This window comes from Acinetobacter sp. MYb10, assembly GCF_002980175.2.
Classification (GTDB): domain Bacteria; phylum Pseudomonadota; class Gammaproteobacteria; order Pseudomonadales; family Moraxellaceae; genus Acinetobacter; species Acinetobacter guillouiae.
Window position 1 is genome coordinate 2953552 of sequence record NZ_CP058272.1, and the last position, 22393, is coordinate 2975944.

The following is a 22393-nucleotide window of genomic DNA, read 5'->3' on the forward strand; positions in this document are numbered from 1 at the left end:
GTTTATTTGAGAGAATTTGTCAGTACATTGATGAGCCAGAATTGTGACCTTAAGTCACTAATGATTTTTAACTGAAGAGTTTGATCATGGCTCAGATTGAACGCTGGCGGCAGGCTTAACACATGCAAGTCGAGCGGGGGAGATTGCTTCGGTAATTGACCTAGCGGCGGACGGGTGAGTAATACTTAGGAATCTGCCTATTAATGGGGGACAACATCTCGAAAGGGATGCTAATACCGCATACGCCCTACGGGGGAAAGCAGGGGATCACTTGTGACCTTGCGTTAATAGATGAGCCTAAGTCGGATTAGCTAGTTGGTGGGGTAAAGGCCTACCAAGGCGACGATCTGTAGCGGGTCTGAGAGGATGATCCGCCGCACTGAGCCTGAGACACGGCTAAGCCTACTACGGGAGGAAGCAGTGGGGAATATTGTACAACGGGGGGAACCCTGATCCAGCAAGGCCGTGTGTGTGAAGAAGGCCTTATGGTTGTAAAGCACTTTAAGCGAGGAGGAGGCTCTCTTGGTTAATACCCAAGATGAGTGGACGTTACTCGCAGAATAAGCACCGGCTAACTCTGTGCCAGCAGCCGCGGTAATACAGAGGGTGCGAGCGTTAATCGGATTTACTGGGCGTAAAGCGTGCGTAGGCGGCTTTTTAAGTCGGATGTGAAATCCCCGAGCTTAACTTGGGAATTGCATTCGATACTGGGAAGCTAGAGTATGGGAGAGGATGGTAGAATTCCAGGTGTAGCGGTGAAATGCGTAGAGATCTGGAGGAATACCGATGGCGAAGGCAGCCATCTGGCCTAATACTGACGCTGAGGTACGAAAGCATGGGGAGCAAACAGGATTAGATACCCTGGTAGTCCATGCCGTAAACGATGTCTACTAGCCGTTGGGGCCTTTGAGGCTTTAGTGGCGCAGCTAACGCGATAAGTAGACCGCCTGGGGAGTACGGTCGCAAGACTAAAACTCAAATGAATTGACGGGGGCCCGCACAAGCGGTGGAGCATGTGGTTTAATTCGATGCAACGCGAAGAACCTTACCTGGTCTTGACATAGTAAGAACTTTCCAGAGATGGATTGGTGCCTTCGGGAACTTACATACAGGTGCTGCATGGCTGTCGTCAGCTCGTGTCGTGAGATGTTGGGTTAAGTCCCGCAACGAGCGCAACCCTTTTCCTTATTTGCCAGCACTTCGGGTGGGAACTTTAAGGATACTGCCAGTGACAAACTGGAGGAAGGCGGGGACGACGTCAAGTCATCATGGCCCTTACGACCAGGGCTACACACGTGCTACAATGGTCGGTACAAAGGGTTGCTACCTAGCGATAGGATGCTAATCTCAAAAAGCCGATCGTAGTCCGGATTGGAGTCTGCAACTCGACTCCATGAAGTCGGAATCGCTAGTAATCGCGGATCAGAATGCCGCGGTGAATACGTTCCCGGGCCTTGTACACACCGCCCGTCACACCATGGGAGTTTGTTGCACCAGAAGTAGGTAGTCTAACCGTAAGGAGGACGCTTACCACGGTGTGGCCGATGACTGGGGTGAAGTCGTAACAAGGTAGCCGTAGGGGAACCTGCGGCTGGATCACCTCCTTAACGAAAGATTGACGATTGGTAAGAATCCACAACAAGTTGTTCTTCATTGATGTATCTGAGGGTCTGTAGCTCAGTTGGTTAGAGCACACGCTTGATAAGCGTGGGGTCACAAGTTCAAGTCTTGTCAGACCCACCAAGTCTACTGAACACAGAAGAGCAGATATATTAAGATCTTAAGCTGGGGACTTAGCTTAGTTGGTAGAGCGCCTGCTTTGCACGCAGGAGGTCAACGGTTCGACTCCGTTAGTCTCCACCACTAATTAAAGACTAAGTGATTACAGAACTTAGTAAGCTGATAGCTTATTAAGTTCTGTGATTTATCACAGTTAACTACTCGCTGACGAGGCGGTAGTGAATCATTAACAGAATATATTTGAGTTGAAATAATTGTTTAAACTCGTTTTAGTTGATGTTAGCAAGCAATTGTTAATGTTGAGTGAAATGAGCACTAGCGATAAAACTGAATCAAGCGTTTTGGTATATGAATTAAATTGAAGCTGTATAGTGATTAAATTCACAGGCAACAAATAGAAGTGATTAAGTTCACATTGTTGATCCTCCTTGTAGGGATTAACGACTGTTTGGGGTTGTATAGTCAAGTAATTAAGTGCATGTGGTGGATGCCTTGGCAGTCAGAGGCGATGAAAGACGTAATAGCCTGCGATAAGCTTCGGGGAGGCGGCAAATATCCTGTGATCCGGAGATTTCTGAATGGGGAAACCCACTTACCATAAGGTAGGTATCGCATGATGAATACATAGTCATGCGAGGCGAACGAGGGGAAGTGAAACATCTCAGTACCCTTAGGAAAAGAAATCAATTGAGATTCCCTCAGTAGCGGCGAGCGAACGGGGATCAGCCCATTAAGTTATATGTGTTTTAGCGGAAAGCTCTGGGAAGTGCTACCGTAGAGGGTGATAGTCCCGTACACGAAAGGGCACATATAATGATGACGAGTAGGGCGAGGCACGTGAAACCTTGTCTGAATATGGGGGGACCATCCTCCAAGGCTAAATACTCCTGACTGACCGATAGTGAACCAGTACCGTGAGGGAAAGGCGAAAAGAACCCCTGTGAGGGGAGTGAAATAGATCCTGAAACCGCATGCATACAAGCAGTGGGAGCCGACTTGTTCGGTGACTGCGTACCTTTTGTATAATGGGTCAGCGACTTATATTCAGTAGCAAGGTTAACCGCATAGGGGAGCCGTAGAGAAATCGAGTCTTAATAGGGCGTTTAGTTGCTGGGTATAGACCCGAAACCGGGTGATCTATCCATGAGCAGGTTGAAGGTTGGGTAACACTAACTGGAGGACCGAACCCACTGTCGTTGAAAAGCCAGGGGATGACTTGTGGATAGGGGTGAAAGGCTAATCAAACTCGGTGATAGCTGGTTCTCCCCGAAAGCTATTTAGGTAGCGCCTCGGACGAATACCATAGGGGGTAGAGCACTGTTTCGGCTAGGGGGTCATCCCGACTTACCAAACCGATGCAAACTCCGAATACCTATGAGTACTATCCGGGAGACAGACTGCGGGTGCTAACGTCCGTAGTCAAGAGGAAAACAATCCAGACCGCCAGCTAAGGCCCCCAAATTATAGTTAAGTGGGAAACGATGTGGGAAGGCATAGACAGCTAGGAGGTTGGCTTAGAAGCAGCCACCCTTTAAAGAAAGCGTAATAGCTCACTAGTCGAGTCGGCCTGCGCGGAAGATGTAACGGGGCTAAAACTATATGCCGAAGCTGCGGATGTATACTATGTATACGTGGTAGGGGAGCGTTCTGTAAGCCGATGAAGGTGTATTGAGAAGTATGCTGGAGGTATCAGAAGTGCGAATGCTGACGTGAGTAACGACAAAACGGGTGAAAAACCCGTTCGCTGAAAGACCAAGGGTTCCAGTCCAACGTTAATCGGGGCTGGGTGAGTCGACCCCTAAGGCGAGGCCGAGAGGCGTAGTCGATGGGAAATTGGTTAATATTCCAATACTTCTGTGTAATGCGATGAGAGGACGGAGAAAGTTAAGTCAGCCTGGCGTTGGTTGTCCAGGTGAAAGGCAGTAGGCATGCATCTTAGGCAAATCCGGGGTGCTCTATGCTGAGAGCTGATAGCAAGCTAGTTTACTAGCGAAGTGGCTGATACTATGCTTCCAGGAAAAGTCTCTAAGCTTCAGTTACACAGGAATCGTACCCTAAACCGACACAGGTGGTCAGGTCGAGTAGACCAAAGCGCTTGAGAGAACTCTGCTGAAGGAACTAGGCAAAATGGTACCGTAACTTCGGGAGAAGGTACGCTGCTGACGGTGATAGGACTTGCTCCTTGAGCTATTGGCAGCCACAGAAACCAGGCCCCTGCAACTGTTTATTAAAAACATAGCACTCTGCAAACACGAAAGTGGACGTATAGGGTGTGATGCCTGCCCGGTGCTGGAAGGTTAATTGATGGGGTTAGCGTAAGCGAAGCTCTTGATCGAAGCCCCAGTAAACGGCGGCCGTAACTATAACGGTCCTAAGGTAGCGAAATTCCTTGTCGGGTAAGTTCCGACCTGCACGAATGGCATAATGATGGGGGCGCTGTCTCCAGCAGAGGCTCAGTGAAATCGAAATCGCCGTGAAGATGCGGTGTACCCGCGGCTAGACGGAAAGACCCCGTGAACCTTTACTGCAGCTTGACATTGAACTTTGATCTTACTTGTGTAGGATAGGTGGGAGGCTTTGAAGTAGTGACGCCAGTTGCTATGGAGCCATCCTTGAAATACCACCCTGGTAATATTGAGGTTCTAACTCTGTCCCGTTATCCGGGACGAGGACCATGTCTGGTGGGTAGTTTGACTGGGGCGGTCTCCTCCTAAAGAGTAACGGAGGAGTACGAAGGTGCGCTCAGCGTGGTCGGAAATCACGCGTAGAGTATAAAGGCAAAAGCGCGCTTAACTGCGAGACCCACAAGTCGAGCAGGTACGAAAGTAGGTCTTAGTGATCCGGTGGTTCTGTATGGAAGGGCCATCGCTCAACGGATAAAAGGTACTCTGGGGATAACAGGCTGATACCGCCCAAGAGTTCATATCGACGGCGGTGTTTGGCACCTCGATGTCGGCTCATCTCATCCTGGGGCTGAAGCAGGTCCCAAGGGTATGGCTGTTCGCCATTTAAAGAGGTACGCGAGCTGGGTTTAGAACGTCGTGAGACAGTTCGGTCCCTATCTACCGTGGGCGTTGGAAATTTGAGAGGATCTGCTCCTAGTACGAGAGGACCAGAGTGGACGAACCTCTGGTGTACCGGTTGTGACGCCAGTCGCATCGCCGGGTAGCTATGTTCGGAAGGGATAACCGCTGAAAGCATCTAAGCGGGAAGCCTACCTCAAGATAAGATTTCCCTAGGACTTTATGTCCTCTAAAGAGCCGTTGAAGACTACGACGTTGATAGGTTGGATGTGGAAGTGCGGTGACGCATGAAGCTGACCAATACTAATTGCTCGTGAGGCTTGACTATACAACACCCAAGCAGTTGTATATGAAGCATCATTTGATTCATAAAAGATCAAACATACTTGATTTAGTTGAAAAGCTAGTTACAATACCCAACTCAAATGTTCTGTTAAACTCATTTGGTACGAAGTAAGGCATTTAAATAAGACCCGAACAAGTCCATAACAGTTTGCTGGCGACAATAGCAAGAGTGAACCACCTGATCCCTTCCCGAACTCAGAAGTGAAACCTCTTAGCGCTGATGGTAGTGTGGGGTTACCCATGTGAGAGTAAGTCATCGCCAGCTTTTAAATCTAAAACACCCCGGTCTCTAGAGAGCGGGGTGTTTTTTTATTTACTAATTATTGTAAATATGTTTTTATTAAAATTATTGAATGTACAATTTTAATTGGATCATCTTGGTTGGATTAAGCTTTAACCTACAACAATTTAGGTACTTAATGATTTTAATTGAATATATTACCCCAATTGCTTTACTCTTAAAAAATGCAGCATTATCAAATCAAACGGTAAGTTTTGTAGAGTTTCATTCAGTTTTTCCAAAAAATACTTTTCGAGATAATGATAAGTATGACACTTTAGAAGCTGCATCTCGTGCGATGACAGAGCATGGAATTACTATATATAGTTCACTTTTATCTAAAAAAGATACAGGATGCCCAGGAATAGGCTTTTTTGATGTTTTCCGTATAAAGAAGCGAGAGAAGTATCTTGAATTAGTAGGGGATGTTTCAATTACAGGTTTATCAATTGAAGAGCAGTTGAAAATCACAATGTATGAACGAAAATGTGTGTATCAACATGCCAAGAGTATTTGGGATTTTCAAGAAGTAGGTTAATAATCAAGAGTATTTATCAATGAAACTTAACTCTTTCTCACCACTTCCTGATCATGATGAAGAACTACATCTTCCTGAACTGGTGTATGCTGCATCTTTAGGAGAGTTTGAACAGGTCGAACAACTGTTATCACAAGGTATTGACGTTAATCAAACTGATGATGAAGGCTATAGTGCGCTACAAGCTGCGGCGGAGAATGATCATTTAGATATTGTTAAATTATTGATTTCTAAAGGCGCAGACAAAGACTATAAAAGCGAATTTACCGCATTAGAGCTTGCTGAAATGGCTGAAAATCAACAGATTATTGCGTATTTAAATAGTTTATAGATTCTCAAACAATGTGATGTGAATCAGATATTCTATAGATATAAAAAGAAAACCCCATCATCCTGATGGGGTTTTCTTCGTATTGGTGTGTTAGATCTGACTCCTGTCGAATCTCACGTTCCTGATGCTCAGACGCTTTATTGTTGTTTTATGTCTGGGAAACTTCCTGTTCCCTATAACTACAGAATATAAGACTAGGCTGTGATCGTATAGATGACAATCGCTGTGATTGCTGTAAGCATTTTCCTACAAAGACAACATGGCAATTAATTTACATCAATATTATTTGCCATAAGCCCTTTGCCTTGTGCTTCAGCAATCAAGCGTTCAGCAGATTCACGATTTTTACGCAGTCCTGGCATACGGAACTCAGTATGACCATAGTCATGAATGCGTGTCCAACGTCCACCCCATGTTAAACCTACAGATTCAGCAACAACCCCATATAATTGATAGCCTTTCCATGCCCAAGGATCTCGTTCAGAAATAACAACTTTACCATCTCGTTTAAAGGCAACATCGGCAGCTAAACCAAACTGATGATAGCTTTGATAGGCTTTGGCTAAAGTCGTGGCTGTATTGCCAGATAAACGAGTTTGACGCTCTGGACTACGATAACCTTCTAAAAGCACCATTTCATAACCATGGCGCTCTTTCATGATTTTAAAGACCATCAGTAAACGCTGCTTATAACTTGGGTGCATTTTGTCCCATTTACGGTCAACCATTGCTGTATCGAAGCTGCTACGTTGATCTCCAACCCCTTCATTATCAATAGCTGATGGATTTACACTCGGGAATTGATGATTTGGAACAGGGTTGTCTCTTTCCAATATTTGTGCTTGAACAATCGCAGCATCAATTAAGCTTTCATCCACTGCAGGAGGAGGGGTTAAAACTTCACCATTTAATAGTGCATAAATTTGTGGGTCAGTTTTTCTTAAATATTCTGCTTCAACCTTTGTCGGATCAATTGGTCGTGTAAATGCAAAAACAAGAATGCTGGAAAGTAAAAAGAAACCCGCAATCAAAATCCACCATTGCTGTAAATGCCAATGGGTTTGGGTCTGATTGGCTGAGGCTGCTTGATTCATTTGTTCTGCAAAGTGCTTTGCAGAAGCCAGCTTTCTCTTACCTTGCGGTAAAAGTGCTTTAAGGTAGTCTAAGGTTTTATGTCTAATTTCATAAGACATCAGAAAAGTTAGACCAAGCACCAAAAAGATAAAGCAAATGACAACAAACAAAATCATGGTTTGTTTTCTATGACTTTACGGTCTATCGTCATTTTCACTGTACCTTCAGGGGAAGCTTCTTGCGCTTCCTCTTTTTTAGGTGCGGCTTCTTTTTCAGTAGGTTTAGCAGCAGCTTCTGGCTTTGCTTCTACTTTCGCTTTTGGTACTGGTTTTGCGGTTATTGCCGCTTGTGGTCTGGTTGCAGCTGGCGGTGGCACTGCTGGTTTCGCCTCTGGTTTTAGCATTTGTTCAAACGGAGAGGCATTCGGATTTGGGTTTTTCTGAGCGGCAACCTTATTTTCATGTTTAAAAATCTGATTGAAATCTTTTTCATTGATATGCTGCTTATATGCACCAGCATTTTCATCATGATGATTGGTTGCTGCTTCTTCAGCATGCACGTCACGTAGCTCAGGTTCTTGTGTTGCAACCGAATCTGTATTGGTACTGGCACTTTCTGTTGGGTTCATATTGATAAAAACAAAAAAGAAAATAGCAGAAATAACCATCCCAGCAATTAAACCAAGTAGAAAAACAAATGATTTCCCCAATGTTTTTTTAGCGGGTTTACTTTGTAATATACGAATAGATGTTTGTTTTTCTTGTGTCATAATTCAACCTGTCAAGGCAATTGAATAGTGATATGTGCTTGTTCAGCAGGTGCAGAAATCACATTATTAAATTTCGCAATAGAAGCATTTTCCGTCTTATTCAACATGAATTTTAGGCCAGCGAAAGCCAGTACAGCAAATAACAACAGGAAAATTAAAATCCAAACAAAGGGTAATTCTTTATGAATAATATTTTTGATTTGATCTGGTAAAGCCGCAAAAGGAGAAAAGGCAGTCTTTTTGCCTTTTAAATAATCGATTTCATCACCGACTCGTGCCACAAGATGATTTAAACTTTCAATCGATTCAATACGATACTTACCTTGGAAACCAAGCAATAAGCAATAATGAAAAACTTCGAGTGAAGCCAATCTTTCTTTACCACGAGCACGAATCAGTTCGAGAAACTCAAAGAATCGATAACCTGCAAGTTGTGAACCAAATAAAGTTAATTGAAGTGGACTGATTAACCAATGATTTTGCAGGTTAAAGAATGATGGATCTTGTTGAGTAACAATGGTTTCATCAATTAGGGCACAATATGCATATTTTGCATCATGGATATCTTCAGGAGAAAACTGCAGTTTTTTTGCTTGATGTTCAAAACGATTCAACAAGTCTAAAATTTTGTCTTTAAAGCCGTTTGCATTTTCTGGCACATACTGATTTTTCAATAAGAAAACAATATAAAATCCGTCATGTAGAAGGTCGACTAAATTGGTTGCTTGTGTGATTTTGGATTGTTGCGGTAAAGAACCTCCACCGATTTGTCCATCATCAAACAGTGAGGGGGCAATATTATTCTGGCTCATGACATACTCCTCGCTTAACCATTCATCACTGCAATTAATTCAATACTGATATCTTGGAAACCTGCAGGGACATAAATACAGATGGTCTCAGAATCAAGCATACGTTGATACATTTCATGATGTGGTTCAATTTCAAAATAATTCACACCAGAACGCACCGGGATAGCAGTTGGAATTTGGACTAAATGATGAATTGGGATTGCAGGAAGTGCCGCAACAACACGTTGTTCAACATCGACAGTATTCCCGACTTTGAAACGCAGTGGGACAATTTGAATCAGTTCATGGGTTTGCATCATGCTACTAGAAACAGCGATATAAAGTCTTGATTCTTTAGTGATTTTATCTGTTTCTAAGCTTCCGACCCAATATGATGGGCGAATTTCTTTTAGCGCAATACTGATATAACGACTTGAAATAATCGTATCGAGCAATTCGCGTAGAATTTTATCAAGCTGACTAAAGCTATCTTGCAAGTTATGATGTTGATATTGTGGCAAATGTTCAACTTCATATGCGGTCGAGAATGTCAGCAATGAACCAGTTAAACGCAGAAGTTCAAAAAATAGTTTTTCAGGGTGAATCTGCGGATTTTGTAACAGATGATTCAAGGTCGCATGAGCAGTATTCAGTGCATTGACCAACCAGAATGAAACAATATCACCCGATCTAAATTCAATGAGCTTTTGTTCATTTTCACGGTTATTGGTTTGAATCATTTTAATTTTGGCACGAACAACGTTCAATGTTCGCTTCAAATTTGCCAATAAGGTTTCATTTGACTGAATATGTAAAATTGGTGGGATATATTTTGAATCAATCTCAAAATTCCCTGAACTATGACGTCGAATTTTTCCGATAGCAAGATATAAAAAACCATCTAAATCTTGATTTGGATCTGCTTGAACATCAAAAAGTTTAAATTCAGTTCGGCGTCGAAGAAATGTAATTTCAGCAGGGGATGCATCAGTAAAAAGATCGTGAGTTTCATTCAAATATGAATGGTAGCGAGCAGGTTGTTTATCCTGTTCATCAGAGATGTTCTTTTTATTCGGTTGTAAAATAGGCAATGTTAAGTAGATTAACATTTCCCCACGCAAGTTCAGTTCATCCAATAAAATTGGTTGTGGTAACAGATCTTTGGCCGGCGCTTGGTAAATTTCACCATCCTGCCAAATCATATCGATTTGCTCTAAAGCAAGCACATGTGTGCCCAGTTGTGTTTCGTCAAATCGAAGATTTTTAATTCCATAAGGATAAGGAATCGTTGAACGAATGGTGTGGTTAAGTCGTTGTTCTTGATACGTATCTTGTAATTGGAAGTGTTGTGGTCTTAAAAATAAACCTTCACCCCAAAGAACTTTTTCTGCTTTAAACATAGATGATTACCATTCAGAAGATTCATTATTTTGGTTTACGCCCAATAATTCTTGAATAGAATCAAGGGGATTATCATTTTTAATGACTTGAGTTAACCATTCATGTAAAGGCATTTGGCTCCATTTAATTGTTTTTTGCAGCATATAACTCACAGGACTATGCGGCTCATTGGTTTGAAAGTAATCGGCAATCTCTTGTAAAACCCGCATTGCCTGTTCACGGTTTTGTAAATGGCTTTGTGGTTGAGGTTGAAATGTTTGCGCTTGTGGAATTGGAGCTGAATGCGTTGTTTCTGTTACTGGCATTGTCATTTGAGCTGGGGTATCTTCAACTGCAGCTGTATTGGTGTTGTTTCCAAATGAGTCTGCTTTATAGATTTTTTTCAGGTTCATTTGAATATTTTCAAACTGTGAATCGATACTCGCAAAACTTGGTGCTTCCAGCTCCATTAATGCATCTAATGTTTGTTTGATAATATTCCAATGCTGCAAAATTTCTTGAAATTGCTGATAATTTTGATACTGAAAAGTCCGTGAGGTATTGAATAGCGCTTGATTGAATTGATCTAATTCTAAGGACGCTTCTACACTGTCAGAATCTTCGGCTTGCTTACGACGATTATTCTGTAAATGTAAGAATTTTTCGTATTGGGCAAGTGAATAAAATGGTTGAATGTTGATGAGCGGAACATTCTTTACCAAGCTCGGTAATTGGGTGGTAAAACCTTGCAGTAAGCCTAAGCGTTGATCTAAGTCGTCATCTTCAATTTCAGGATGAATCTTTAACCAGAACTGTTCTAAAACACGGTGACTCAGTTCCAGTCCTTTGATTAAGCCTTCAAAGCCATAGAGGTTTGTCCAAGCTTCTGTAAGCCAGGTTAATAAACGAATATCTTTGGTTTTTTGCGTGAGTAATTGGATTGATTTTTCTGCAACAAATGACCAGTCGGCTTGCTTTGGCTCAGAAATCCAATCACCTTGGTCTAATAAAGGATCATCATGGGTACGTGCTTTTTTGATTTCGTGAAACTCATTGGAAAAAGATAAATCTTCTCCACACGGATGAGCATCAGAAATAGGTTCTAATAAGACGTCTAAATTTATATCCATTTTCTATACTCGTATATATTTAAGCTTCCACAACTTTTGATTTTTTGCTCGACTTTTTCTTTGCTGGCTTCGCTTGTGGATCTAATAGGTAAATGATTTCATCATCTTTAGTATCAATATGAATGACTTTTGGTATTTTTTGTTCAGCCAAAGCCACCAATATTTCAGTGGCCAAAGCAGGTAACACTGAGGCATTTAAAATGTTATCAACATTACGTGCGCCACTATCAACTTCAGTACAACGACTTAGAATTAATTCGATTAAATCATCGCTATATGTCACTTTGGTTTCATACTGCTTTTCGAGTCGTGCTGTAATTTTTCCTAGTTTATGCTCAATAATTCTGACTAATAGATCATCATGTAATGGGAAGTAAGGGACAATTCGCATACGGCCTAAGAATGCTGGCTTAAATTGTTTGTATAAGCTTGGTTTGAGTTGTTCAGTCAGCTCTTCAGCACTTGGCCATTCTTCGACAGGTTGATTTAAGCATGCCTGCATGATGGCATTTGAGCCCGTGTTTGACGTCAGTAATATCGTGGTGTTTTTAAAATCAATCACACGACCTTCACCATCTTCGAGCGTACCTTTGTCAAAAACTTGGTAGAACAGTTCTTGGACATCGCTGTGTGCTTTTTCAATCTCGTCTAATAACACAACGCTATACGGATTACGTCGAACGGCTTCAGTCAAAACACCGCCTTGACCATACCCGACATATCCTGGAGGCGCACCTTTAAGCGAAGAAACCGTATGCGCCTCTTGGTATTCAGACATATTGATGGTGATTAAATGTGACTCACCACCATAAAGTTCATTGGCAAGTGCTAAGGCAGTTTCTGTTTTACCCACACCACTTGGACCGACAAGCATGAAAACACCTTGTGGTTTATTTGGGTCTTCTAAACGTGCTTTTGATGTTTTAATACCTTGAACCAACTGATGTAGGGCATAATCTTGTCCCATCACACGTTTTTCAAGTTTTTCTTCCAGACTGAGAATTTGCTTAATTTCATCATTGACCATTTTACCAACAGGAATACCCGTCCAGTCTGAAATAATTTCATTAATAATTTGGGCATTTACACGTTCAAAGACCAATGGTTGCTGACCTTGTAGCTCAGATAGCTGCTTACGTGTACTGAGAATCTCATCTTTGTTGGAATCAGCCTGTTCAGCAGTTTCTAATGCTTGGATTTTTTGAATCAATGCCAATTCGGCTTGCCATTGTTGTTCTGTTTGCTGAATTTCTTGATCAAGCAATTCCAATGATGATGTTAATTGAGCTAAACGTTCTTCATGAATTGGCTGGTGACGGTGTTCATTTTCAATAATATTGAATTCAAGATTTAAATTATGTTGTTGTGCTTTAAGTTGATCAAGTTTGACCGGTTGAGCATTTTGGGTTAGCGCAACACGAGCCGCAGCGGTGTCAAGCACACTAATGGCTTTATCCGGGAGTTGGCGGCCACTAATATAACGATGTGAAGAATGAACAGCGGTGATAATCGCTTCATCATCAATGCGTAAATTAAAGTGATTGGCCATCACTGGAATCATGGCACGTAGCATATCGATCGCGACTTCTTCAGTCGGTTCTTCTACTTTGACCACTTGGAAACGACGACTTAAAGCAGCATCTTTTTCAAAATATTGTTTGTATTCAGCCCAAGTTGTTGCTGCAATTGTGCGTAATTCACCGCGCGCAAGTGCAGGTTTTAATAAGTTCGCAGCATCATTTTGCCCAGCTTGGCCGCCCGCACCAATCATGGTGTGAGCTTCATCAATAAACAAAATAATTGGATGAGAAGACTGTTGTACTTCTTGAATCACTTGTTTTAAGCGGTTTTCAAACTCACCTTTAACACTTGCACCCGCTTGTAACAGGCCCATATCCAAAGAGTGTAATTGGACATTTTTTAACGCATCGGGCACTTGGTTCTGTGAAATTTTTAATGCCAGACCTTCTACAACAGCCGTTTTTCCCACACCAGGTTCACCCGTTAAAATAGGGTTGTTTTGACGACGACGCATCAAGATATCAAGCATTAAACGGATTTCATATTCACGACCAATGACTGGATCAATCCCACCTTTTTGGGCTTTTTCAGTCAAATTAATGGTGAACTGATCTAATGCAGGTGTCTTTTTGCTCGAAGCGGAATTGTCTGTTGGCTGATTCTTAAGTTCAGCTTCTTGTTCTTGAGAATTTGTTGGAATATTTTCGGCGCTGTTTACACAAATTTCCAAAAATTTATGCTTCATCGTATCGATTGGAAACAGATCAAATAAGCTCGATGCTCGAATAGCAATTTGGTAAAGATCAGATGCTGTTAAAAGTGCAATCAATAAATGACCGCTTCGGATCACTGGGTCTGGTTCAGCCGAAGCAAGTAACCAAGCTTGTTCAAGAAGTCTAACAATTGATTTGGAAAAAATAGGTGTACGGGTATTTCCTTTAGGAAGTTGAGAAATACACTCTAATAAATCCGTTAAAAGTGCATCTTTTGAAATTTTGTATTTATTAAGTAGAATTTCAAGATCATTGGATTGTTGTTCTAATAATTTGACAAAAAAATGTTCGATTTCGATTTCAAAATTTTGATGGTTTACACATAAGTTGGCGGATTGTTCTAAAGATGTACGTGAAGATGCTGATAACTTTTTAATCAAAACTTTTAGATCTGTCATTTTCTGTCTCTCTCAAAAAACTTTATTTCTAGGCAAATAAATTCTAAATTTTCTAGCCTATAAATTTGGCATTAAAATTAGTATATTGAAATCAAATATTTAATAATTTTTTAAAAATCACTGGAAATATTTTACATAAAAAAAAACTTTTGTGAAGACAGGATATTATGTATATTATGCAACCAATTAAAAAAGTCATTTTTATCAAACGGTTAAAATATTGATACGAAATTTAACTTGACGAGGGTACGTTTTTTTAGTCTTATTTTTAAGTCTTTAACGAAATTGCTTAATTATACATATTTATAAAACATCAAAAGTAAATCTATTGAATAACTGAATCAAGTAAATATTGAGGTTGGATTTTGAAGAATTTTATTCCATATATTTTAGTTCTTGGCGCATCATTGGCGACTACATTTGTCTACGCGGATGATGAAATCAAACTAAAAAGATCCTGTATAAAAGATTACCCAATGGTCGAGGGAGAAACCAATCCTGAGTTGTTGGCGGTCTATTCACAATTGTGTGATAAGAAAAATAAAGACAATAAAAACAAACTGTTGGTCTCAGCGGCAGAGAAGTTTCAGCAAATTGGAAAAAATGATAAAGCCATCCAAATTGTCAATTATTTAGAAACGCAAAACATCCAAAGCAATGAATTAACGGATGTCAAATTCCTTGCAGGAATTGGCTTAGCTTCTGACGCATTGAATAAAATGCGCACACGTGAAATGAGATATTTGACTGAGGATAAAACCTATCCTGTTGCGAAAAGTTTTACTGACGCAGTTAGACAAGCAATGCCAGCAGCAGTTTTGGTTGAAAAAAATCAGGAAAGTGCCCCAGTTGTAGAGCGTGCTCGTCCACAGAAGGTAAGTCGCCCTCAGAAGAACCGTGCTACACCAACACGCTCAACGCCTGCTGCAAAACCAGCGACAAAGCCTACTGCGACGCCAGCGAAACCGAAGTCTACGTCATCAGCACCAAGACCGAACTTCCCAACATAATTTATTGCCCAAATTAATGGATAACAAAAATGTCAAAACGTGAAAGTGTACAGAAGAAATTACAGCGAATCCGACCACCACGTGTTCAACTGACTTATGATGTTGAAGTCGGTGATGGTAAAGAAATTAAAGAGTTACCTTTTGTTGTAGGTGTTTTAGGTGACTTTTCTGCTGCTTCTGAGTTAGAAAAAACTAAATTAAAAGATAAAAAATTCATTAATGTCGACTTAGAAAACATTGATGAAGTGATGGAGTCGTTGTCTCCTCGTGCCGCATATCAAGTTGAAAATACGCTGACTGAAGAGGGTGGGCGTATGTCGGTCGACTTAACCTTTAAATCGATGGAAGATTTCAGACCAGAACAAGTGGTACAACAAGTAGAACCATTGAGAAAATTAGTTGAAGCTCGTGAACGCTTAACGGATTTGAGAAACAAGATTTCAAATAGTGAGCGTTTGGAAGATTTACTTGATGAAGTCTTACAGAATACTGATCAGATTCGTAAATTAAGCGCTGAGGCGGGTCCTGAAAATGAGTAATTTACAAACCAATACTGTGCAAGATGCAGCCGTAGAAGAAGTAAGTTTACTTGATTCTATTGTGGAGCGTAGCCGCATTGCACGTAATGATGAAGAGCATGACCGTGCGAAAAGCTTGATTGGTGAATTAGCCAAAGAAGTGATGGCAGGAACAATCACTGTTTCAGAAAATATGTCTTTATCGATTGATAAGCGTATTGCTGAAATAGATGCGTTGATTTCAAAGCAGCTCAGTAAAATCATGCACAATGAGCAGTTTCAAAAAATTGAATCGACTTGGCGTGGTTTGTATTACTTCTGTCAGGAGTCACCTTCAAATCCATTGATCAAAATTCGTATGTTAAACACAACGAAAAAAGAATTGGTTAAAGATTTCCAAGGCGCGACAGATTTCGATCAAAGTACCTTATTTAAAAAAGTTTATGAAGAAGAATACGGTTCATTCGGTGGCGCACCTTATGCGACATTGATCGGTGACTTTGAGTTTGACCGTACTCCTTCAGACATGTATCTGTTAGAACAGATTTCACATGTTGCAGCAGCGGCACATGCTCCGTTTATTTCGGCAGCAAGCAGTAATATGTTAGGCCTTGAATCATTTACAGATATTGATCGTCCTCGTGACGTTTCAAAAGTATTTGAAACAGCAGAATATGTACAGTGGCGTTCTTTCCGTGAAAGCGATGACGCTCGTTATGTTGCGTTGACAATGCCACGCGTTTTAGGCCGTTTGCCTTATGATCCAAAAGAAGGTTGGGCGACTGAAGGCTTTAACTTTGTGGAAGAAGTTTCAGGGCAAAACCATGATGAATATTTGTGGATGAATGCAGCTTATGCGTTTGGTACTCGTTTGACCAATGCATTTGACCTCCATGGTTGGTGTGCTGCGATTCGCGGAGTTGAAGGTGGTGGTATGGTCGAAGGCTTACCAGTACATACTTTCAAAACCAATGATGGTGAAGTTGTATTTAAGTGCCCAACTGAAATTGCGATCACTGACCGTCGTGAGAAAGAGTTGAGTGACTTAGGTTTTATTCCACTTGTTCATTGTAAAAATACAGATTACGCAGCATTTTTTGGTGCACAGTCTACGCAAAAACCGAAGAAGTATGACAGTGATACGGCAAATGCGAACTCATCATTATCGAGCCAGATCCAATACATCATGGCAGTTTCACGAATTGCACATTATTTAAAAGCAATGATGCGAGATAAAGTCGGAAGCTTTGCTTCAGCGGGTAATGTAGAAGCATTTTTAAATGAATGGCTATCACAATACGTATTGCTTGATGATGGTGCTTCACAAGAAGCTAAAGCGCAGTATCCATTGCGTGAAGCTTCTGTAAAAGTTGTAGAGAATCCTGCAGAGCCAGGGCACTACAAGTCTGTGGTCTTCTTAAGACCGCATTTCCAGCTAGATGAGTTGTCGGTTTCTTTGCGACTTGTCACTGAGTTACCTCAGTCCTCGAATTAAAATAGAGCGTGGCTAAATAATAACTTTAAAAAATAAGGGTAATCCAATGAAAGATATATACGTTCAATTCCAAGGTAAGTACAAGGTTGATGGCGAGTCACGTGATTCTGAGCACAAAAATTGGCTAGAAGTTAATTCTTGGTCTCATAATATTCGTCAGCCGAAATCTGCGACTTCTTCAAGCGTTGGTGGTCATACTGCTGAACGTGTAGAACACTCAGATATGCTTTTTGTTAAAGATTTGGATGCAACTAGTCCAAAACTTTGGGAAGCTTGTTCTGCGGGTTATACATTTGATGAAGTTCAAATTGACTTCTACCGTGCAAATGGTGACAAACGTATTAAGTACCTTCAAATCAAACTTAAGCATGTACTTGTTTCAAGTGTAACGCCTACGGTAAATGAAGAAGGTGTTCCAACTGAAGCATTTGGTCTTAAATATGCTGCGGTTGAGTGGACTTATAATCAACAAGATATTAACGGTTCTGCTAAAGGTGCCGTTACTAAGAAATGGTCTCTTTCTAACAATACAGCATCTTACGCTGCTTAATTGTTTGTTGGAACAGATAGGGACTCGGGTCCCTATCTGTTTCATATTATTAGAATATACATTATGAATTTAGATCAACTATACCCATATGGATTTCGATCTACACTATTTGATCGTTTAATTGTTGAAGATGATTATATTAAAGGGCTTTCGATTCATGAGTTAAGAGAGTCTGTTGCTCATGATTTAGAAGATTTATTAAATACACGAATTGCCAAGCTAGATTTGGAAATCGATGATTTTCCTTTAGTGAAAAAGTCTATTGTACAATTTGGCATTATTGATTTTGTTGGGCTTTCCACAGCGAATCCAACCGATCGAGATACTATCTGCCAGTCCATAGAACAATCGATTGCTGCACATGAACCACGCTTAAAACAAATTAAAGTAGAAATGCAGTTAGATGACCAAAATGTTGGTTCGTTATGCCTAAGCATTCAAGCTTATTTAAATATCCATCCACTTTATGAACCTGTAATTTTTGATGCCTTACTTAAGCCAACAACACAGCAATATGTGATTTCTGCCAGATCTTAAAATAAAGTAGGTATGTCGTGATAGAAGAACTTTTACCGTATTATGAAAAGCAATTACAAGAATTTGGACAGCAGTCGCGTGCCTTTGCAGATAAATACCCAAAAATTGCACAACGATTATCTTTAAATCAAGAACAAATTGATGATCCACATATTGAACGCCTGATACAGGCATTTTCTTTAATTGCCGCACGTGTTGATAAAAAGTTAGCTGATAGTTACGACATCTTTACACGTTCTTTATTTGAGGTGATGTTTCCTCAATATTTACGCCATTTCCCGGCGTGTTCAGTTGTGAGTTTTGAAGACTTAAACAAGCAAAAACAATTGACAGATGTTCACATTATTCCCAAAGGAACCACTTTAAAATCGAGAAGTTTCAAAGGTGTCCAATGTGAGTTTAATACCAGTGCTGAAGTTAAATTACTACCAATCCAACTGGAAAGCCTGAGTTTCCAAACCAATCCTAGTGCACATATTCATTTAAACCAAAATGCGACATTAAATTTAAAATTTGAGTTATTAAACCCTGTTAAAAATTGGTTGAAAAATGAAAAGCTCCCCATTTATTTGGATGCCATTTCAAACTTTCCTTTGCAAGTTCTAGATCATATCTTTCATAAAGAGACCAGTTTTAGTCTTCGTATCAATCATAAAGTTGTGGCGATAAAAAATCCGTTTGAAGTGATGGGTTTTGATGAAAATGAAAGTTTATTGCCGGTTGATCAACATACCCATCATGCTTACCGATTATTAATCGAATATTTCTGCTTTCCTGAAAAGTTTAGTTATTTAAATTTGAATTTAGATTTTTTAAAATTATTAAAAGAAGAAAATCTAAGTTTTGAAGTGCAGATCCATTTAAAACTGAATTTAAATGACCAAGCCATTATTCGCAATTATTCAGAATTGAATGTGGCAAATTTTAAGTTATTTACCAGCCCTGTTGTCAATTTGTTTGAGAAGCAAGCTGAGCCACAAAAAATCAATCATAAAAACTTAGAATATCCTTTGATGACGGATGCACATCATCCTGAGTTCTATCAAGTGTATTCAATCGTTGAAATGAATTTGATCCGTGAAAAAAGCAACCAAGATCAAGTGGTTTATCCAATTTTACCTTTCTTTGCCATGAGTCATTATCACGGTGATGATATTCAGTTTTTTTATGCATTAAATCCAACCGTTTTACAAAATCAATATGTCGAAACGGGCTATTCGATTATTTCTAAACAATTAGAACCGCACAGTATTAAGTCTGATTTTGTCAGTTGTAAATTGTTATGTTCCAATCGTGAATTACCGCACGAAGCTTTGGGTCAGTCAAATAATGTCTTGAATTTGAATGACAGTACCGTTGCTCGTCGTGCATTGGTGTTAAAAAGACCTACTGCACCGTTCCAATTTGAAAAAAATAAGAATGAACAATGGCGTATTATTTCGCATCTTTCATTAAATACTTTAGCGTTAATGAAGGGTGATGCTGTCAGCCATATTAAAGAATTATTAGAGCTTTATAACCTACCAAAATCTAAAGAAAATCATTTAATTATTGATGCAATTAAAAAAATTGAGTTTGAAATCACCAATAAACTGGTTGAAGCCAAACCCTTTCCAATGTTTGTACGTGGGGTGAAGGTTTTAATGGATGTAGATGTCCAAGTTTTTAGAGGGCATAGCTTATATATTTTCAGCGAATTGATCAGTCATATCTTTAACTTAAAAGTACAGATGAACAGTTTTGTTGATGTTTTTGTTCGAGATTTAAATACAAAACAGGAGTTATACCAATGCGTACAGAACGTTGGTGGCAAGAAGCTTCTGTAATTGATGAGCTTTTTAAAACCCCGACAGCTTTTGAATTTATCCAAACCACACGATTATTTAGACATGCGCCCAATACCGCTGTTTTAAAGAATTGGTCTGACGATTTTCTTTTTGAAAGTTCATTAAATTTGAACTTCCCAAAACATGAAATTGAATTACTTGAACAACAAGACGAAAAAATCCATCTTACTAATTTGATTGTCGGTTTAACTGGTATGCAAGGCGCAATGCCGTATACTTATACCAATAAAGTGAAACAAGCACCGCGTAAACAGCGTGTTGAAGTTCAAAAATTTTTAGGCTTATTTAATCATAAGCTTACAGCTCAATTTGTTGAAGCCAGTTTAAGTTATAACCTGCCTGTACGTTATGAGGTTGAGAAAGAAAATAATTACTTAGAAATCCTGCATGCATTAAATGGTTATATTCGAACACAACATCAACAGAGTGATTTAGACGATTATTTTGCTGAATTTTCTGGGCTGATGCAGGGGCAAAACAATACAGCCCATGCACTAAAGACAATGCTGACCTGCGTATTCAATCAACAGGTTGAAGTCAAAGAATATATTACCGAAAAGTTTAAACTCGGCGATGACCAGAAAACTACATTGGGAGGCAAGCAACCCTTTTTGTTAGGTGTAAATACTTTTTGTGGAGAAACGATTCGACAAATTGATGGAAAAATTGAGATTCAAATTGGACCATTGAGCCATGCACAGTATTTAGAATTTTTACCCAAGAAAAAATTGAGTAAGAAGTTAAAGAAAATTCTGCAAAGTTGGTGTAGTCCCACCTTACTTGTCGATCTACGTTTAGTCTTGGCAAAAGAGGAAGTCCAGCCTTTACAACTGAGTTCAACAACACAAATCGGTTTGGCACAAGGTGCCTTTGTGATGCCAAAAACTCAAAGTGACAATGATGAAACGTGTTATGCACTGATTGGAGTGTCATAAGTGATCAAAATAATTTTAGGAACTTTAGTCAGCACAATATTACTGGTTTCGGTAATCGTGGTGTTTTATTGGCGTGATATCAAATATGACCCAAATGGGCAAGATTTTCTGATTTTCTTTGGGGTGATTCCAGCGGCGATTACTTTGTTAATTCTAAGCCCAATGTTGATAAAAAAGATTTATCAAAGCCGCCAAGAGAAGAAAGAACAACAAAGAATTGAGGCAGAACAAAGTTCAGAACAACAACAAACCACTGAAGCTAAAGTTGAAGAAAAAATTGAATGGGTAGACTTGAAAGTTTATTCAGCGACAAGTTTAAGTGCCTTAGGCGAAAATGAAGCACAGCTTGATCAGCTTCAAGATGTGGCAAGTCCTGAACTTGATTCGCAATTGGTCAATGGTTATGGCTTACCGATTCTTTCATTCCGTGTTCAAGAGATTGAAGAACCGTTAGAGGATGAGGCATCTAGTCTTTCCAGTCGTCAAAAGCGTATAAGTGCATTAATTCAGCAGCAATTAGAACAGAATACTGAAACTTTATATCAAATTGCAGAGCACCTAAAAAACTCAGCACTCTTTTATGATGCGAAACTTGCACATGAATATCGTATGCATCCTGCTTGGATTGACCCTCATCGTGACTATGAGGATGAGCCGATAGAACAACAGGTCGCAGAAGCAGTACCTCGACTTAATCGTTTGAATATTCATATTATTTTGCCAGAAAATTTATTCCATAGCTGGGATGAAAGTTCAGCTTCAGAATTGGTTCATCATTATCTTACTGAACTGGGCATTCTCGATCAGCAATTTGGCACTGAATATCATTATTGGGGGGAAACAACTGCGTATAAAGACTGGATTAAGTTGCTGAAAAGAACCCAACTCCTAGATGCTGAGGCATCACTGTTTATTGCAGTAGATTCAGAAATTGATCAAGAAACCATAGATGATCGGACGTGGATGACTGAAAAATATATTCCATCTGAGTATATCAGTACCTGTTGTATGACAAATACTCAGGTCGAATTGCAAAATTTACAAGCAATAAAGTATATTCGAATTGCTTTAAATTCTGATCAGGCATCTAAAACATTAAAAGAGTTGAATTTAGACCAAGCAGAACAGTTTGATCAAGAACAGCCCTTTGTCTTGGTCTTAGACGACCCATCAGAGATCAAGCTGTTAAAGAAACTTGAACAAAACTTTGCCGAAACAGCGATTGAAGCGCATCATTATCTTTACAGTAAAAATAGCCTAGGCCATACCCAACCCTTAGCCAAAGTTTTTGGTTTTATGTTGAGTTTGCACTTTAAAGATGAGTTGTACGGTTATGTTTATAGTGCTGAACATCAGCAAACCCAAGTGCTTGTTGGGACTGAGTTTGCATAGAACTTACAGATAAATT

General features: G+C 40.0%; 16 protein-coding genes, 2 tRNA genes and 3 rRNA genes. 15 read left to right on the forward strand and 6 right to left on the reverse strand.

Annotated features, from left to right (window positions below; translation table 11 throughout):
- The first annotated feature begins 68 nt into the window (after window positions 1-68).
- The 7 genes from CQZ96_RS13800 to CQZ96_RS13830 all read left to right on the forward strand — a co-directional run bounded on the left by CQZ96_RS13800 (window position 69) and on the right by CQZ96_RS13830 (window position 6257).
- Window positions 69-1607, forward strand: a 16S ribosomal RNA gene (locus tag CQZ96_RS13800).
- 59 nt (window positions 1608-1666) lie between these two features.
- Window positions 1667-1743, forward strand: a tRNA-Ile gene (locus tag CQZ96_RS13805).
- A 44-nt stretch (window positions 1744-1787) separates the two neighbouring features.
- Window positions 1788-1863 (forward strand) — tRNA-Ala (locus CQZ96_RS13810).
- Between the two features lie 337 nt (window positions 1864-2200).
- Window positions 2201-5091: ribosomal RNA gene (locus CQZ96_RS13815) — 23S ribosomal RNA — on the forward strand.
- 167 nt (window positions 5092-5258) lie between these two features.
- Window positions 5259-5373, forward strand: a 5S ribosomal RNA gene (rrf, locus tag CQZ96_RS13820).
- Together the 16S, 23S and 5S rRNA genes with 2 tRNA genes alongside form the textbook arrangement of a ribosomal RNA operon.
- Before the next feature lie 154 nt (window positions 5374-5527).
- On the forward strand, window positions 5528-5926 hold the full coding sequence (locus CQZ96_RS13825) for a hypothetical protein (protein WP_105714156.1): 399 nt from the start codon (window positions 5528-5530) through the stop codon (window positions 5924-5926).
- Between the two features lie 19 nt (window positions 5927-5945).
- Entirely contained in the window at window positions 5946-6257 is a 312-nt protein-coding gene (locus CQZ96_RS13830) for an ankyrin repeat domain-containing protein (protein ID WP_105714157.1), read from the forward strand.
- Window positions 6258-6523: 266 nt separating this feature from the next.
- Here CQZ96_RS13830 and CQZ96_RS13835 read toward each other — a convergent pair whose 3' ends face one another.
- Genes CQZ96_RS13835 through tssH form a run of 6 tightly spaced genes read right to left on the reverse strand, consistent with a single transcriptional unit; the run spans window position 6524 to window position 14093 of the window.
- Window positions 6524-7507, reverse strand: a complete 984-nt coding sequence (locus CQZ96_RS13835) for a M15 family metallopeptidase (RefSeq protein ID WP_004723569.1) — start codon at window positions 7505-7507, stop codon at window positions 6524-6526.
- Complete coding sequence (locus tag CQZ96_RS13840; protein WP_105714158.1) at window positions 7504-8100, reverse strand: hypothetical protein; 597 nt, start codon at window positions 8098-8100, stop codon at window positions 7504-7506. Before CQZ96_RS13840 ends, CQZ96_RS13835 begins: the two co-directional genes overlap by 4 nt.
- Window positions 8101-8111: 11 nt before the next feature.
- A complete protein-coding gene (gene icmH / locus CQZ96_RS13845; protein WP_004723567.1) occupies window positions 8112-8912 on the reverse strand; it encodes a type IVB secretion system protein IcmH/DotU in 801 nt (266 codons plus the stop codon).
- 14 nt (window positions 8913-8926) lie between these two features.
- Window positions 8927-10291: a type VI secretion system baseplate subunit TssK gene (gene tssK, locus CQZ96_RS13850; RefSeq protein ID WP_105714159.1), complete on the reverse strand. Its 1365-nt coding sequence runs from the start codon at window positions 10289-10291 to the stop codon at window positions 8927-8929.
- 6 nt (window positions 10292-10297) lie between these two features.
- Window positions 10298-11401: a type VI secretion system protein TssA gene (gene tssA, locus CQZ96_RS13855; protein ID WP_004723563.1), complete on the reverse strand. Its 1104-nt coding sequence runs from the start codon at window positions 11399-11401 to the stop codon at window positions 10298-10300.
- A 19-nt stretch (window positions 11402-11420) separates the two neighbouring features.
- The gene (tssH, locus tag CQZ96_RS13860) at window positions 11421-14093 is read right to left on the reverse strand and encodes a type VI secretion system ATPase TssH (protein ID WP_105714160.1); all 2673 of its coding nucleotides are present in this window, start codon (window positions 14091-14093) and stop codon (window positions 11421-11423) included.
- A gap of 365 nt (window positions 14094-14458) precedes the next feature.
- Here tssH and CQZ96_RS13865 point away from each other — a divergent pair, with 365 nt between their 5' ends.
- From CQZ96_RS13865 to CQZ96_RS13900, 8 genes are all read left to right on the forward strand, one after another.
- The gene (locus CQZ96_RS13865) at window positions 14459-15103 is read left to right on the forward strand and encodes a hypothetical protein (RefSeq protein ID WP_004723561.1); all 645 of its coding nucleotides are present in this window, start codon (window positions 14459-14461) and stop codon (window positions 15101-15103) included.
- Between the two features lie 29 nt (window positions 15104-15132).
- Complete coding sequence (tssB, locus tag CQZ96_RS13870) at window positions 15133-15642, forward strand: type VI secretion system contractile sheath small subunit (RefSeq protein ID WP_004723560.1); 510 nt, start codon at window positions 15133-15135, stop codon at window positions 15640-15642.
- Window positions 15635-17116, forward strand: a complete 1482-nt coding sequence (tssC, locus tag CQZ96_RS13875) for a type VI secretion system contractile sheath large subunit (protein WP_004823591.1) — start codon at window positions 15635-15637, stop codon at window positions 17114-17116. The genes tssB and tssC overlap by 8 nt, the downstream gene beginning before the upstream one ends.
- 46 nt (window positions 17117-17162) lie before the next feature.
- Window positions 17163-17666, forward strand: coding sequence for an Hcp family type VI secretion system effector (locus CQZ96_RS13880; protein ID WP_004723558.1), 504 nt, complete (start codon window positions 17163-17165; stop codon window positions 17664-17666).
- Window positions 17667-17729: 63 nt separating this feature from the next.
- A complete protein-coding gene (gene tssE, locus CQZ96_RS13885; protein ID WP_004723556.1) occupies window positions 17730-18203 on the forward strand; it encodes a type VI secretion system baseplate subunit TssE in 474 nt (157 codons plus the stop codon).
- 17 nt (window positions 18204-18220) lie between these two features.
- Window positions 18221-20029, forward strand: coding sequence for a type VI secretion system baseplate subunit TssF (gene tssF, locus CQZ96_RS13890; protein ID WP_105714161.1), 1809 nt, complete (start codon window positions 18221-18223; stop codon window positions 20027-20029).
- On the forward strand, window positions 19993-20985 hold the full coding sequence (tssG, locus tag CQZ96_RS13895) for a type VI secretion system baseplate subunit TssG (protein WP_105714162.1): 993 nt from the start codon (window positions 19993-19995) through the stop codon (window positions 20983-20985). Before tssF ends, tssG begins: the two co-directional genes overlap by 37 nt.
- Window positions 20986-22377 carry a hypothetical protein gene (locus CQZ96_RS13900; protein WP_105714163.1) on the forward strand — a complete coding sequence of 464 codons (1392 nt, stop codon included), beginning with the start codon at window positions 20986-20988 and terminating at the stop codon, window positions 22375-22377. It begins immediately after the preceding gene.
- Window positions 22378-22393 lie beyond the last annotated feature (16 nt).